General features: G+C 66.8%; 15 protein-coding genes and 1 tRNA gene. 11 read left to right on the forward strand and 5 right to left on the reverse strand.

Annotated features, from left to right (window positions below):
- Positions 1 to 106 precede the first annotated feature (106 nt).
- Positions 107 to 1,696, reverse strand: coding sequence for a DEAD/DEAH box helicase (locus ACTIEF_RS14940; protein WP_439472937.1), 1,590 nt, complete (start codon positions 1,694 to 1,696; stop codon positions 107 to 109).
- Positions 1,697 to 2,036: 340 nt separating this feature from the next.
- On the opposite strand from ACTIEF_RS14940, the gene ACTIEF_RS14945 reads away from it, so the two are divergent.
- A complete protein-coding gene (locus ACTIEF_RS14945; RefSeq protein WP_439472938.1) occupies positions 2,037 to 2,300 on the forward strand; it encodes a hypothetical protein in 264 nt (87 codons plus the stop codon).
- A 4-nt stretch (positions 2,301 to 2,304) separates the two neighbouring features.
- Here the strand turns inward: ACTIEF_RS14945 and ACTIEF_RS14950 are convergent, their stop codons facing one another.
- The 4 genes from ACTIEF_RS14950 to ACTIEF_RS14965 form a co-directional block, all read right to left on the reverse strand.
- The gene (locus ACTIEF_RS14950; RefSeq protein ID WP_439472939.1) at positions 2,305 to 3,021 is read right to left on the reverse strand and encodes a CPBP family glutamic-type intramembrane protease; all 717 of its coding nucleotides are present in this window, start codon (positions 3,019 to 3,021) and stop codon (positions 2,305 to 2,307) included.
- Positions 3,021 to 3,773: a hypothetical protein gene (locus tag ACTIEF_RS14955; RefSeq protein WP_439472940.1), complete on the reverse strand. Its 753-nt coding sequence runs from the start codon at positions 3,771 to 3,773 to the stop codon at positions 3,021 to 3,023. The genes ACTIEF_RS14950 and ACTIEF_RS14955 overlap by 1 nt, the downstream gene beginning before the upstream one ends.
- 225 nt (positions 3,774 to 3,998) lie before the next feature.
- Positions 3,999 to 4,075: transfer RNA gene (locus ACTIEF_RS14960), tRNA-Asp, on the reverse strand.
- Positions 4,076 to 4,170: 95 nt separating this feature from the next.
- The gene (locus ACTIEF_RS14965; RefSeq protein ID WP_439472941.1) at positions 4,171 to 5,799 is read right to left on the reverse strand and encodes an AbgT family transporter; all 1,629 of its coding nucleotides are present in this window, start codon (positions 5,797 to 5,799) and stop codon (positions 4,171 to 4,173) included.
- A 210-nt stretch (positions 5,800 to 6,009) separates the two neighbouring features.
- On the opposite strand from ACTIEF_RS14965, the gene ACTIEF_RS14970 reads away from it, so the two are divergent.
- The 10 genes from ACTIEF_RS14970 to ACTIEF_RS15015 all read left to right on the forward strand — a co-directional run bounded on the left by ACTIEF_RS14970 (position 6,010) and on the right by ACTIEF_RS15015 (position 12,388).
- Positions 6,010 to 6,387 carry an NADH-quinone oxidoreductase subunit A gene (locus tag ACTIEF_RS14970; RefSeq protein ID WP_439472942.1) on the forward strand — a complete coding sequence of 126 codons (378 nt, stop codon included), beginning with the start codon at positions 6,010 to 6,012 and terminating at the stop codon, positions 6,385 to 6,387.
- Positions 6,357 to 7,010: a NuoB/complex I 20 kDa subunit family protein gene (locus ACTIEF_RS14975; protein WP_439472943.1), complete on the forward strand. Its 654-nt coding sequence runs from the start codon at positions 6,357 to 6,359 to the stop codon at positions 7,008 to 7,010. The genes ACTIEF_RS14970 and ACTIEF_RS14975 overlap by 31 nt, the downstream gene beginning before the upstream one ends.
- Before the next feature lie 23 nt (positions 7,011 to 7,033).
- The gene (locus tag ACTIEF_RS14980) at positions 7,034 to 7,627 is read left to right on the forward strand and encodes an NADH-quinone oxidoreductase subunit C (protein WP_439473119.1); all 594 of its coding nucleotides are present in this window, start codon (positions 7,034 to 7,036) and stop codon (positions 7,625 to 7,627) included.
- Positions 7,627 to 8,895 carry an NADH-quinone oxidoreductase subunit D gene (locus ACTIEF_RS14985; RefSeq protein ID WP_439472944.1) on the forward strand — a complete coding sequence of 423 codons (1,269 nt, stop codon included), beginning with the start codon at positions 7,627 to 7,629 and terminating at the stop codon, positions 8,893 to 8,895. Before ACTIEF_RS14980 ends, ACTIEF_RS14985 begins: the two co-directional genes overlap by 1 nt.
- Positions 8,892 to 9,554: an NADH-quinone oxidoreductase subunit NuoE gene (gene nuoE, locus ACTIEF_RS14990; protein ID WP_439472945.1), complete on the forward strand. Its 663-nt coding sequence runs from the start codon at positions 8,892 to 8,894 to the stop codon at positions 9,552 to 9,554. Before ACTIEF_RS14985 ends, nuoE begins: the two co-directional genes overlap by 4 nt.
- On the forward strand, positions 9,551 to 9,820 hold the full coding sequence (locus ACTIEF_RS14995; RefSeq protein ID WP_439472946.1) for a hypothetical protein: 270 nt from the start codon (positions 9,551 to 9,553) through the stop codon (positions 9,818 to 9,820). The genes nuoE and ACTIEF_RS14995 overlap by 4 nt, the downstream gene beginning before the upstream one ends.
- Complete coding sequence (locus ACTIEF_RS15000; RefSeq protein ID WP_439472947.1) at positions 9,820 to 10,053, forward strand: hypothetical protein; 234 nt, start codon at positions 9,820 to 9,822, stop codon at positions 10,051 to 10,053. Before ACTIEF_RS14995 ends, ACTIEF_RS15000 begins: the two co-directional genes overlap by 1 nt.
- A gap of 2 nt (positions 10,054 to 10,055) precedes the next feature.
- Positions 10,056 to 11,369, forward strand: a complete 1,314-nt coding sequence (gene nuoF, locus ACTIEF_RS15005; RefSeq protein WP_439472948.1) for an NADH-quinone oxidoreductase subunit NuoF — start codon at positions 10,056 to 10,058, stop codon at positions 11,367 to 11,369.
- Positions 11,370 to 11,371: 2 nt separating this feature from the next.
- Positions 11,372 to 11,863 (forward strand): hypothetical protein, encoded by a 492-nt coding sequence (locus ACTIEF_RS15010; RefSeq protein ID WP_439472949.1) that lies wholly within the window; start codon positions 11,372 to 11,374, stop codon positions 11,861 to 11,863.
- A 72-nt stretch (positions 11,864 to 11,935) separates the two neighbouring features.
- Entirely contained in the window at positions 11,936 to 12,388 is a 453-nt protein-coding gene (locus ACTIEF_RS15015; protein ID WP_439472950.1) for a TM2 domain-containing protein, read from the forward strand.
- Positions 12,389 to 12,422: the final 34 nt, after the last annotated feature.

Raw genomic sequence — 12,422 nt, forward strand, 5'->3', positions numbered from 1 at the left:
CCATGAATCACGCATCAGGCCGCAAGTGAATCCCCTGAATGTCGATTGGACCTAGGGCATGATCGGTAACGCCGGGTTAAGCGTGACCGTTCGGGGCCGGAAAATTTCAGCCCTTGATGGTCACCGGGCGGCGCAGGAAGGCTGGGATGTCGGCGTCGCCGAACGGACGGCCCGAAACGGTGCGCGGTTCGTCGGCCTGAGCGGCCTCGCGACGGTCGTTGCGGTCGCGATCCCGACCCCGACCGCGTTCGCGGCGCGGCTCACGCGGTTCGCGGGCCTCCTCGACCACGTCCGGCGCGGTCTCGGCGGCGAAGGCGGCCTCGACCGGGGTTTCCACGGCGGGCTTGGCGCCCCGACGGCTGCGGCTGCGGCGGGCGGGGGCGGCGTCCTCGGCGGCGGCCTCGACCGGCGCGGGCTGTTCGGCGGCGACCTCGACGGCGGCGTCCTCATGGCGCGGGGCGCGGGCAGGGCGGTCGCCCCGTTCGCCGCGGCCACGACCACGCTTGTCGCCACGGCCTCCGTCACGACCGCCTTCGCGGCGGAGATCCTTGATGGCGGCGAAGTCGACGCCTTCCAGCGGCAGCTCGACCGGGTCCTTCTTGATCAGCTTGAGCACCTTATCCAGCGACTTCTCGTCCGCCGGGGTGGTGATCATGAAGGCCTCGCCCAGACGTCCGGCGCGGCCGGTGCGGCCGATGCGGTGGACGTAGTCGTCCGCGTGGTGCGGGACGTCGTAGTTGAAGACGTGGCTGACGGCCGGGATGTCCAGGCCGCGCGCGGCGACGTCGGAGGCCACCAGCAGCTTCAGCGCGCCCGCGCGGAAGTCGGCCAGGGTCTTCATGCGCAGCGACTGGTCCAGATCGCCGTGGATCGGCGCGGCGTCGAAGCCGTGCGTCTTCAGCGACTTGGCGACGATATCGACTTCCGACTTGCGATTGCAGAAGACGATGCCGTTCTGCACGTCGCCCCGCTCGATCAGCATGCGCAGGGCGGTGCGCTTGGCCTTGGGGTCCGAGGTCGGCAGGCGGGTGATGTACTGGGTGATGGTGTCGGCGGTCTGGGCCGGACGCGAGACCTCGATCCGGGTCGGATCCTTGAGGAACTGCGTGGTCAGACGCGTGATCTCCGGCGGCATGGTGGCCGAGAAGAACAGGGTCTGGCGCTTGGGCGGCGTCAGTTTGAAGATCTTCTCGATGTCCGGGATGAAGCCCATGTCCAGCATGCGGTCGGCTTCGTCGACGACCATCAGCTCGACGCCGGTCAGCAGCATCTTGCCGCGTTCGAACAGGTCGATCAGGCGGCCCGGGGTGGCGATCAGCACGTCCACGCCCTTGTTCAGGGCCGCGACCTGGTCGCCCATGGAGACGCCGCCGATCAGCAGCACCCAGTTCAGCTTGGTGCCCTTGGCGTATTTGGCGAAGCTTTCGGCGACCTGGTCGGCCAGTTCACGGGTCGGGGCCAGCACCAGGGCGCGCGGCATGCGGGCGCGGGCGCGGCCGGACTGCAGCCGGTCGATGAGGGGCAGGGTGAAGGCGGCGGTCTTGCCGGTGCCGGTCTGGGCGATGCCCAGCACGTCGCGCCCGGCGAGGGCGACCGGAATGGCCTGGGCCTGGATGGGGGTGGCGGTCGTATAGCCGGTATCGGCGACCGCTTGCAGGGTCGTGGGCGAGAGGCCCAGTTGCGAGAATTCCGTCATGGGTCCTTGGGACTGTAATAAGGACGCCCCGCGCATCGGGCCGTCATGCGATGTCGCGGAACCGCCCGTGCCGTGGGCGAGCGGGCGGCGCGAATTCGCCAGTCCTGTCCCGAAACCTGCGCCGCATATAGAAGCCCCCACGCGATAGTCAACTATTCGTGTCGCATCGTTCGGGGGTTGGCAGAACCTAACATGCTGTTAATAGTTGCTCCGCCTTGGGAAGGGTCTGAGTGAGGGTATCTGCATGCTGCGTGCGCTGGCCGTAGCGACCTTTGCGGTCGCATGTCTCGCCGCCGGTCCGGGTCGGGCCGACATGAACTCCGCGTTCGGGAATACAGTGGTGTCGCGTTACCCCGACGGGGGCTGGGTCAAGCACTGGTTCAATCCGGACGGCAGCTACAATGCGCAATTCTCGGACGGTCGCCGTCTGGCCGCGCGCTGGAGCGTGCAGGGCGAGCGGGTCTGCCTGACCAATATGCGCCCCAACATGCTGATCCCGCGCTTCTGCACCGCGATGATCGAAGCCGACATCGGCGACACCTGGCACAGCCGCGACCCGCTGGGCCGCCGCGTACAGAACGTGCTGGTCGCCGGGCGGCAGTAGGGGCCTAGCCCCCGGCGTTCGCCACCAGCAGCAACACCCCGAACAGGGTCCAGTCGTTGAAGACGTGGGCGATCACGGACGCCCAGAGGTTCCGCGTGGTCAGATACGCGCCGAGCAGGATCAGGCGCGCGCCGCCGATCAGCACGACCGCTTGCAGGATGTGCCACTGATAGGTCGGAAAATGCATCGCCGCGAAGGCGAGGGCGGCGGCGATCGTGCCGATGGCGACGGCGGCTCCGCGCGGCAGGCCCAGCCGCCGCATCAGCGCCATGACAGCGAGGAAGGGGATGACCGTGACCAACTCCTCGCCGACCAGCTGAAGTCCCGTCAGGGCGAAGAAGCCGGGAACGGCGCCAGGCGTGAGCCCTGACAGCAGGTCGCCGACCGGGTTGGGCGCGGTCGGGATGAGCTGGGTGACGCCCAATCCGAGCAGTGGGACCGCGAGCAGATTCAGAAGGCCGAAGCCCAGCCCGACGGCGATGTCCCGCCCCGTGGGCCGGGGCAGGACCAGGCCGAGACGGCCCTCCGTCAGAACGTACAGGCCGACCAGCGGCACGCCGACGAACAGGAGCACCGCCGGAAGCATGCCCAGCGTGGCCTCCCCCAACAGCAGGGCGGTGAAGCCCGCCGCGACGGCGAGCAGGGCGACGGCCCAGCGCCAGGCGACCGGCCGGGCGGCGCCCTCGTCGGCGAAGGGCAGGGGCCGCGATGTGCTCGCCATCAATAGGGATCGATCGAGAGGACGCGGCCGTCAGAGGTGGCCCGGCAGACCGAGCGGTAGCTGCCGGTCGCCATGGTCAGCTCCCACTGGTCTCGCCCGAGGTCGCGTACGCTGATCGGCGTGCTCGAGCCCTGGGGGCTGTTCTGATACTCGTCGGCGCGGCGCGAGCAGGCGTTCTGGGCGGGCCAGGGCGCCCGGCGGACCCAGCTGGAGTTGGAGTGGCGGCGGTTGGACGCCTCGCCCTCACCGGCGAGGTAGCCCTCGTGATAGCCCTCGGTCTCGTGACGGTCGTCGTAGGGGGAGCCGTAGAGGCCCGCTTGATAGCCGCGCTGGTACTCGGAATCATGGTCGCGGTCGGCGTCGTTGTGGCGACGGTTGTGAGCGGCGATGGCGGCGGCCAGGCCGACGATGGCCACGCCCGCGACGACGGCGGCGGTGTGGTCGTGGTTTGAGCCCTCGCTTCCGCACTCCGAGCGACCGGCCTGATTGATCGACTGATAGCGACCGTCGCGGGTCATGATGGCCACGCATTCGTCGCCCCGGCGCCAGTAGGTCAGGCGTCCATCGCCGACGACCTCGCTGCGGTCGGTGACCTGATAGCCCCGGCGCCCCAGTTCGCCCTCGGCCTGACCGGCGCGGGCGCCGACCAGATCGGACAGCCGGCCCGGCGTCTGGGCGGCGGCGGGCGCCACGGACGCCAGGGCGAGGGCTGTGGACAGGCCGGTGACGGCGCAGGATCGAGCGAACGACATGGGGAGGGCTCCTCTGGCTGAAGGCCGCGGGACGCGACCGCCAGACAGTAGAGGCATGAACTCGCTCACCCGGCGAGTCCCGTTCCGCGCGCATGGGCGGAATTCATCATCTTCGGGGTGTGGGGGGAGGGGCAGAAACACAAACGGCCGCTCCCCGAGGAGCGGCCGTGTGGTCATCGTCACAGACAATGGAGAGAAACGAGGTGCGCCACTTTCGTAAGAAAGTGGCGCGAGTGACGGGGCTCGAACCCGCGACCTCCGGCGTGACAGGCCGGCACTCTAACCAACTGAGCTACACCCGCGTTTCCCGACCGAAGCGCTGGTGCGCCGCGGCGAGGGGCGTCGTTTAGGCGGGCTCGCCGGGGACGTCAACAGGCCGTGTCAGGAAAAATTCAGATCACCGGTTGGCGATGCCCGGACCGGCCACGGCGGCGGCCTCCGGCAGGGCCGTCGGACCCATCAGACCGCCCTCCGCAGGGGGCTGGACGGCCACGGCGGGCGGGGGCGCTTCGTAGTGCACGCCCACGCCCGGCCCCAGCGGCAGGTCCAGCGCCACCCACAGGGCGACCATGCTCAGACCGGCCACCAGGAAGGCTCCGGCGTAGGGCAGCATGGTCGACATCAGCGAGCCGAGGCCGAATTTCGGGTCCCAGCGCTGGGCGAAGGTCAGAATCAGCGGGAAGTAGCTCATCAGCGGCGTGGCGATGTTGGTGACCGAATCCCCCATGCGGTAGCCGGCGGTGGTCATCTCGGGACTGATTCCCAGCAGCATGAACATCGGCACCACGATGGGCGCCAGCGCCGACCACTTGGCCGAGGCCGAGCCGACGAACAGGTCGAAGAAGCAGGAGACCAGCACCACGCTGATCAGCAGCAAGGGGGCGGGGAGGTCGATGGCTTTCAGCTGTTCGGCGGCGTTGATGGCCAGGATCGGGCCCAGACCCGACCAGTTGAACATGGCCACGAAGTGGGCGGCGAAGAAGACCAGCACGAGATAGGGGGCCAGCTGGACGATGCCCTCGCGCATCATGCGGACCAGGTCGCGGTGGCTCTGGACGCTCTTCGAACCGACGCCGAAGGCCGCGCCGGACAGGAAGAAGGTGAGGGCGAAGAAGGCGGCCAGCGACTTGTAGAGCGGATTGAAGCGCTGCTGGGGCTCGGCGTCGGCATCGATGAAGGGCGAGCCGGGCAGGAGGGTGATCAGGGCCCAGACGGCGATCATGGCCAGCACGGTCAGGCCCGCATAGGCCAGGCCGCGCTTCTCGTCGGCGGTGAGGGGCGTCTTCTCTTCCTTTGTCGGGACGGTCGCGCCCGCGGGTTGCCATGGTCCGAGGCGGGGCTCGATGATCCGGTCGGTGATGAACCAGACGATGGGGGTGAAGACGAGCACGACCCCGACGATGAAGAACCAGTTGCCGGCGATGTTCACCGAATAGGACGGATCGATCAGATGGGCGGCGGGCTCGGTGATACCCAGCAGCAGGGCGTCCTGGGCGCCGGGGAAGAGGTTGCCGGCGTATCCGCCCGAGACGGCCGCGAAGCCGGCGGCGAGGCCGGCCAGCGGATGCCGGCCGGCGGCGGCGAACATGACGGCGGCCAGGGGGATGACCACCACATAGGCGGCGTCCGAGGCGTGGTGCGAGACCATGCCGGTGATGACGATGACCGGGGTGAGGATCAGCTTGGGCGCATTCAGCAGGGCGCCGCGGATGGCGGTGGTGAACAGGCCGCTGCGCTCGGCGACTGACGCCCCGTATATAATGGTGACCACGATCCCCAGAGGCGGGAAGTCGGTAAGGGTCGCGGGCATGCCGATGAAGAGCTGCTCCAGGTTCGCCGGAGACAGCAGGCTTTCAGCGACCAGGGTGTCGCCGGTGACCGGATTGACCGCCGACCAGCCGAGGCCGGAGCCGATCAGGCTGAGGACGATCAGCCCTCCGATCAGCCAGAGGAAGAGAAAGACCGGATCCGGCAGCCGGTTGCCGATGCGTTCGATGCCGTTGAGCACCCGGGCTCCGATAGTCATGCGTTTCTCCCCGAGGACCCTTTGGACAGTCGGCCATAGGGCTTGAGGCCGGGCTCGGGGGCAAGCGGTCGGACCTGCGACACGCTGTCCGCAAAACTGCGAACCGTTCGCAAGAAAAACCTTTCTCCATATGGGTTTGAACCGTGGGGGTTACGGGTCTAGAAAGCGCCGAATCCGCCCCTCCCTCTGTGGCGGACGAGGTCCAAACGGATGAATGCATTCCTTCTCGAATATCTGCCGATCGTGATCTTTCTCGGGATCGCGGCGGTGATCGGGCTCGTCTTCATGTTGGCGGCCTGGATCATGGCTCCGACGAATCCGGACTCGGAGAAGCTGTCCGCCTATGAGTGCGGCTTCAACGCGTTCGATGATGCGCGCATGAAGTTCGACGTGCGCTTCTATCTGGTGTCGATCCTCTTCATCATCTTCGATCTGGAAGTAGCCTTCCTGTTCCCGTGGGCGGTGTCGATGTTCGACCTGTCGCACGCGGGCATGATCTTCGCCTTCTGGTCGATGATGATCTTCCTCGGCGTTCTGACCGTCGGCTTCATCTACGAATGGAAGAAGGGCGCGCTCGAATGGGAGTGACCACCAACAACGTGCCGCTGATCGGCATGGGCAACTCCGGCGCGTCGCCGGTGGGCCCGGGCGGGTCGTCGCCCGTCGCCTACGGCCTGGGCGCCCGCTCGATGGTCGAGGGCTATGATCCCGCGATCCACGACAAGTTCTTCGAGGCGGTGAACACCGAGCTCGGCGAGCGCGGCTTCCTGACGACCTCGCTGGACGACGTGATCCAGTGGGCCCGGACCGGCTCGCTGATGTGGATGACCTTCGGCCTGGCCTGCTGCGCCGTCGAGATGATTCAGATGTCGATGCCGCGCTTCGACGTCGAGCGCTTCGGCATGGCCCCGCGCGCCAGCCCGCGTCAGTCGGACCTGATGATCGTCGCCGGCACCCTGACCAACAAGATGGCCCCGGCCCTGCGCAAGGTCTACGACCAGATGCCTGACCCGCGTTACGTGGTGTCGATGGGCAGCTGCGCGAACGGCGGCGGGTATTATCACTACAGCTACAGCGTTGTTCGCGGTTGTGACCGCGTGGTGCCGGTGGACGTCTATGTGCCCGGGTGCCCGCCGACGGCGGAGGCGCTGCTGTACGGCCTGCTGCAGCTGCAGAAGAAGATCCGTCGCACGGGGACCATCGAACGATGACCTCTCTGGTGAAGCAGCAAGAGCTGGAAACCGCCCTGACGCCGCTGGGCGCCGAGATGGTGGCCGAGCTGGGCGTGCAGGCGCAGGTGGCGTTCGGCGAACTGACGCTGATTGCCGAGCGCGAGAAGATCGCCGAGGTGCTGTCGGTGCTTAAGGAGCGTTTCGGCTTCCAGCAGCTGATCGATCTGTGCGGCGTGGACTTCCCGGATCGCGAGGAGCGGTTCGAGGTGGTCTATCACCTGCTGTCGATGACCCGGAACGTGCGCGTGCGGGTGAAGGTGACGACGGACGAGGTCCAGCCGGTGCCGAGCGCCGTGTCGGTCTATCCGAACGCCGACTGGTTCGAGCGCGAGGCGTTCGACATGTACGGCATGCTGTTCTCGGGCCACCCGGACCTGCGCCGCATCCTGACCGACTACGGCTTCCAGGGGCATCCGCTGCGCAAGGACTTCCCGATGACGGGCTACGTCGAGGTGCGGTACGATGAGGAGCAGAAGCGGGTCGTCTACGAACCCGTCAAGCTGACCCAGGAGTTCCGGAACTTCGACTTCCTGTCTCCGTGGGAAGGCGCTGAGTATCCCGCCCCGGTCCTGCCGGGCGACGAGAAGGTGAAGTGATGGCCGAAGGTTCGAGCATTCCGGCTCCGCTCGGCGCGACCGACGTCTTCGACGACATGGAAGACGGCCGCACCGCCCACGCGCGCGAGATGGACGACCGCAAGTTCACCATCAACTTCGGCCCGCAACACCCGGCCGCGCACGGCGTGCTGCGCCTGGTGCTGGAGCTGGACGGCGAGATCGTGACCCGCGTGGATCCGCATATCGGCCTGCTGCACCGCGGCACCGAGAAGCTGATGGAGGCGCGGACCTATCTGCAGAACGTGCCGTACCTGGATCGCCTCGACTACGTCGCGCCGATGAACCAGGAGCACGCCTTCTGCCTGGCCATCGAGAAGCTGCTCGGGATCGAGGTGCCTTACCGCGCTCAGCTGATCCGCGTGCTGTATTCCGAGATCGGCCGGATCGGGAACCACCTGCTGAACGCGACCATGCAGGCCATGGACGTCGGCGCCCTGACGCCCCCGCTGTGGGGCCACGAAGAGCGCGAGAAGCTGATGGTGTTCTACGAGCGCGCTTGTGGCGCCCGTCTGCACGCCAACTATTTCCGTCCCGGTGGCGTCCACCAGGACCTGCCGATGGACCTGATCGACGACATCGGTCGCTGGTGCCAGACCTTCCCGGACGCGCTGAAGGATATCGAGGCGCTGGTCACCGAGAACCGCATCTTCAAGCAGCGTAACGTCGACATCGGCGTGGTGTCGAAGCAGGAGGCCCTGGACTGGGGCTTCACCGGCGTGATGCTGCGCGGCTCGGACATCGCCTGGGACCTGCGCAAGTCGCAGCCGTACGAATGCTATGCCGAGATGGAATTCGACGTTCCGGTCGGCAAGAACGGCGACTGCTGGGACCGCTACCTCTGCCGCGTCGAGGAGATGAAGCAGTCGGTGCGGATCATGGAGCAGTGCGTGCACAAGCTGCGCAACTGCCCGGGCGAGCCGGTCATGATCGAGGACAACAAGATCGTCCCGCCGCGCCGGGGTGAGATGAAGCGCTCGATGGAAGCGCTGATCCACCACTTCAAGCTCTACACCGAGGGCTTCAAGACGCCGGAAGGCGAGTCCTACGCCGCTGTCGAGGCGCCGAAGGGCGAGTTCGGCATCTATCTGGTCTCCGACGGCACCAACAAGCCGTACCGGGTGAAGATCTCGGCGCCGGGTTTCCGTCACCTGCAGGCGATGGACTGGATGAACCGCAACCACCAGCTGGCCGACGTCTCGGCCATCCTGGGCTCGCTCGACATCGTTTTCGGAGAAGTGGACCGATGAGCGTTCGTCGTCTCGCCAAGGAACAGCCCGCCTCGTTCGCCTTCTCGAAGGCAACCAAGACGAAATGCGACTGGTGGATCGCCAAATATCCGGAAGGCCGTCAGCAATCGGCGGTGATCCCGATCCTGTGGCTGGTGCAGAAGCAGGAAGGCTGGGTCTCGGAGCCCGCTATCCGCGCCATCGCCGAGCTGCTGGGCATGCCCTACATCCGGGTGCTGGAGGTCGCGACCTTCTACACCATGTTCATGCTGGAGCCGGTGGGCACGGCGGCCCTGATTCAGGTGTGCGGCACGACGCCGTGCATGCTGCGCGGCGCCAACGACCTGATGGACGTCTGCAAGAAGAAGATCGGGCCGAAGCAGACGCTGAGCGCCGACGGCCGCTTCACCTGGGAAGAAGTCGAGTGCATGGGCGCCTGCGCCAATGCCCCCATGGCCGCGATCAACGACTACTATTTCGAAGACCTGACGCCGGACAATCTGGCCCAGATCATCGACGACTTCGCCGCCGGCAAGAAGCCCAAGCCTGGCTCGCGCGTCGGTCGTCACACCTCGGAGCCGGAAGGCGGCGCTCGCACGCTGACCGATCCGAAGCTGTATGACGGCTCGGCCGCCAAGCCGATCAAGAAGCTGCCGAACAGCGAGCCGGTGAAAGCATGAGCCTGCCTGATCTCGACACGGAGGAGGGCCGCGCGGCCTACCGCGCCGAGGTGAAGGCTGTCGGCCGTCCGTTCCGGCTGGGCGGTCTGGCGCTGATCCTGCTGGGCGCCGGCTATGTCATCGCCACCCGCTACGACGCCGTGCCGGTGATCGAGCCCCTGATGCTGGTCGCCTACGGCTTCGTCGCCGCGGGATGGGTGCTGTTCCTGGCCGCGACCTGGATGCGGACCCGCTACCACAAGCGCCGTCTGGCGGAGGGGCTGTGATGGCGAAGCAGGCGGACCCCTCAGCGACCTGGCGCGTGATGATTCTGGCCGGCGTGGGTGACTTAGTCATCGGCGCGGGCATGGCCTTCGCCGGGCTGACCGACCTGATCGGGCCGGACATGGAAATCCTGGCTGTCGTCGGCGCGGTGATCGCCGTGATCGGCGTCGGCATCGTCCTGTGGGGACGGCACAAATTGAGTCAGGCGGGCGACCGCCGCGGAGATCTGAACTGACCATGGTCGGCATTCTCGAAGACAAGGATCGCATCTTCACCAACCTCTATGGTCTCCAGGACTGGGGCCTCGAGGGCGCGAAGACGCGCGGCGCGTGGAACGCGACGAAGGACATGCTCGACCTGGGTCGGGACTGGATCATCACCAACGTCAAGAACTCGGGCCTGCGCGGACGCGGCGGCGCCGGCTTCTCGACCGGCCTGAAGTGGTCCTTCATGCCCAAGGAAGTGAAGGATCGTCCTCACTACCTGGTGGTGAACGCCGACGAATCCGAGCCCGCGACCTGCAAGGATCGCGAGATCATGCGCCACGATCCGCAGCTGCTGATCGAAGGCTGCCTGATCGCCAGCTTCGCGATGCAGGCCCACGCCTGCTACATCTACCTGCGCGGCGAGTACGTGCTGGAGCGCGAGCGGATGGAAGCCGCAGTGAAGCAGGCCTACGAGGCCAAGCTGATCGGCAAGAACAACGTCCATGGCTGGGACTTCGACGTCTACATCCACCACGGCGCCGGCGCGTACATCTGCGGTGAAGAGACGGCCCTGCTGGAGTCGCTGGAAGGCAAGAAAGGCCAGCCGCGCCTGAAGCCGCCGTTCCCGGCCGGCGCAGGTCTCTATGGCTGCCCGACGACCGTGAACAACGTGGAATCGATCGCCGTGGTCGGCACCATCCTGCGCCGCGGCGCGGACTGGTTCGCCAGCTTCGGTCGTCCGAACAACACCGGCACCAAGCTGATGTCGCTGGCCGGGCACATCAACACGCCGTGCGTGGTTGAAGAGGCCATGTCGATGCCGCTGCGCCAGCTGATCGAGGATCACGGCGGCGGCGTGCGCGGCGGCTGGGGCAACCTGAAAGCCATCATCCCCGGCGGCGCGTCCTGCCCGGTGATCACCCGCGAACAGGCTGAAGTCGCCCTGATGGACTTCGACTCGATGCGCGAGCTGCGATCGTCGCTGGGCACCGCGGGCGTGACCGTGATGGACGAGTCCACCGACATCGTGAAGGCGATCGCCCGCATCAGCTACTTCTTCAAGCACGAGAGCTGCGGCCAGTGCACGCCGTGCCGTGAAGGCACCGGCTGGATGTGGCGCGTGCTGGAGCGGATGGCGATCGGTGAAGCCGACCCGTCGGAAATCGACATGCTGCTGGAAGTCTCGACCCAGATCGAAGGTCACACGATTTGCGCCCTGGGCGACGCGGCGGCCTGGCCGGTTCAGGGCCTGATCCGTCACTTCCGCCACGAGATCGAGGACCGCATCTCCACCTACCGAAGCCGCCGCGCGAGCTTCGCCGGCCACGCGATCGCCGCGGAGTAACGATGCGCCTGACCGCCGTTTCGATGCTGGCCCTTCTGACCCTCGCCGCCTGCGGCGAGCGGACGGACGTGCCTGCCTCGACCCCGGCGGAAAAGGTGTCGGCGGCCAATCCGGCCTCGGACGGGCAGGCGAGCGTGCCGGTCGTGCTGACCGCGCCCGAACTGCGTCGCGTCTGCCGGGCGGGACTGGCGGCCATCCACGGCCAGGACGTCTTGGCCATCGAGGTGGATGGGCTGGAAGGGCAGGTGGTGAATCTGTCGTGGCGCGCCCCGGTCGACGGCGGACGTCGTCGTGGTCAGTGCCGTGTGGACGGCGATCTGGTGACCTGGAAGCCGGTCGACGCCCCGACGCCGGAATCCAATCGCTGGATGAACCAGTCGGGCGATCCGGTGACGCGTTTCGTGCTGGACGGGGACGCCATCACCATCAATACGACCCTGCCGGACGGAACGACCGCCTCGCAGACGGTCGACCTGCCCGCGGAGCGCGGCTGATGGGCGTGGACATGATCATTTCAGGCCGGGCGACTGCGCCGGCCGGTGTCTTTATCAACGGGGGAGTTTGATATGCGTGGCAAGATCCTGAGCTATGACGACTACACGGGCTCCGGCCTGATCAGCGGCGACGACGGCGGCCGCTACACCTTCACGCGCGGCGGCCTGATGGGCGCCCGTGAGGTGTTCCAGGGCATGGACGTCGACTTCGAAGTGGCCGACGGCGTGGCCACCAACATCTACGTCACCGGTGGCGGCGCGAGCTCTCTGTCGGGCGACAAGAACAAGATCGTCGCTGCCCTGCTGGCCTTCTTCCTCGGCGGGATCGGGATCCACAAATTCTACCTCGGCAAGACGACCGCCGGGGTGATCATGCTGCTGTGCGGCACGATCGGCTGGATCACCTTCGGCATCGTGCCGGGGATCATCTGGATCATCGCCTTCATCGAATTCATCATCTACCTGGTCAAATCGGACGCCGAGTTCAACCGCGACTATGTCGTGGGGAACAAGTCCTGGTTCTGATCCGGTCCGCTTAAGTAAAAGAAACGCAGAGGTC

It is taken from the genome of Brevundimonas sp., from assembly GCF_051858995.1.
Lineage (GTDB): Bacteria > Pseudomonadota > Alphaproteobacteria > Caulobacterales > Caulobacteraceae > Brevundimonas.

Bases quoted from the DNA above. Each gene is read 5' to 3' on its own strand.
- ACTIEF_RS15015 (WP_439472950.1), top strand. From the start codon at position 11,936: ATGCGTGGCAAGATCCTGAGCTATGACGACTACACGGGCTCCGGCCTG.
- ACTIEF_RS14940 (WP_439472937.1), bottom strand. From the start codon at position 1,696: ATGACGGAATTCTCGCAACTGGGCCTCTCGCCCACGACCCTGCAAGCG.
- ACTIEF_RS15010 (WP_439472949.1), top strand. From the start codon at position 11,372: ATGCGCCTGACCGCCGTTTCGATGCTGGCCCTTCTGACCCTCGCCGCC.
- ACTIEF_RS14955 (WP_439472940.1), bottom strand. From the start codon at position 3,773: ATGTCGTTCGCTCGATCCTGCGCCGTCACCGGCCTGTCCACAGCCCTC.
- ACTIEF_RS14970 (WP_439472942.1), top strand. From the start codon at position 6,010: ATGAATGCATTCCTTCTCGAATATCTGCCGATCGTGATCTTTCTCGGG.
- ACTIEF_RS14975 (WP_439472943.1), top strand. From the start codon at position 6,357: ATGGAAGAAGGGCGCGCTCGAATGGGAGTGACCACCAACAACGTGCCG.
- ACTIEF_RS14965 (WP_439472941.1), bottom strand. From the start codon at position 5,799: ATGACTATCGGAGCCCGGGTGCTCAACGGCATCGAACGCATCGGCAAC.
- ACTIEF_RS14985 (WP_439472944.1), top strand. From the start codon at position 7,627: ATGGCCGAAGGTTCGAGCATTCCGGCTCCGCTCGGCGCGACCGACGTC.
- ACTIEF_RS15000 (WP_439472947.1), top strand. From the start codon at position 9,820: ATGGCGAAGCAGGCGGACCCCTCAGCGACCTGGCGCGTGATGATTCTG.
- nuoF (WP_439472948.1), top strand. From the start codon at position 10,056: ATGGTCGGCATTCTCGAAGACAAGGATCGCATCTTCACCAACCTCTAT.
- ACTIEF_RS14950 (WP_439472939.1), bottom strand. From the start codon at position 3,021: ATGGCGAGCACATCGCGGCCCCTGCCCTTCGCCGACGAGGGCGCCGCC.
- nuoE (WP_439472945.1), top strand. From the start codon at position 8,892: ATGAGCGTTCGTCGTCTCGCCAAGGAACAGCCCGCCTCGTTCGCCTTC.
- ACTIEF_RS14995 (WP_439472946.1), top strand. From the start codon at position 9,551: ATGAGCCTGCCTGATCTCGACACGGAGGAGGGCCGCGCGGCCTACCGC.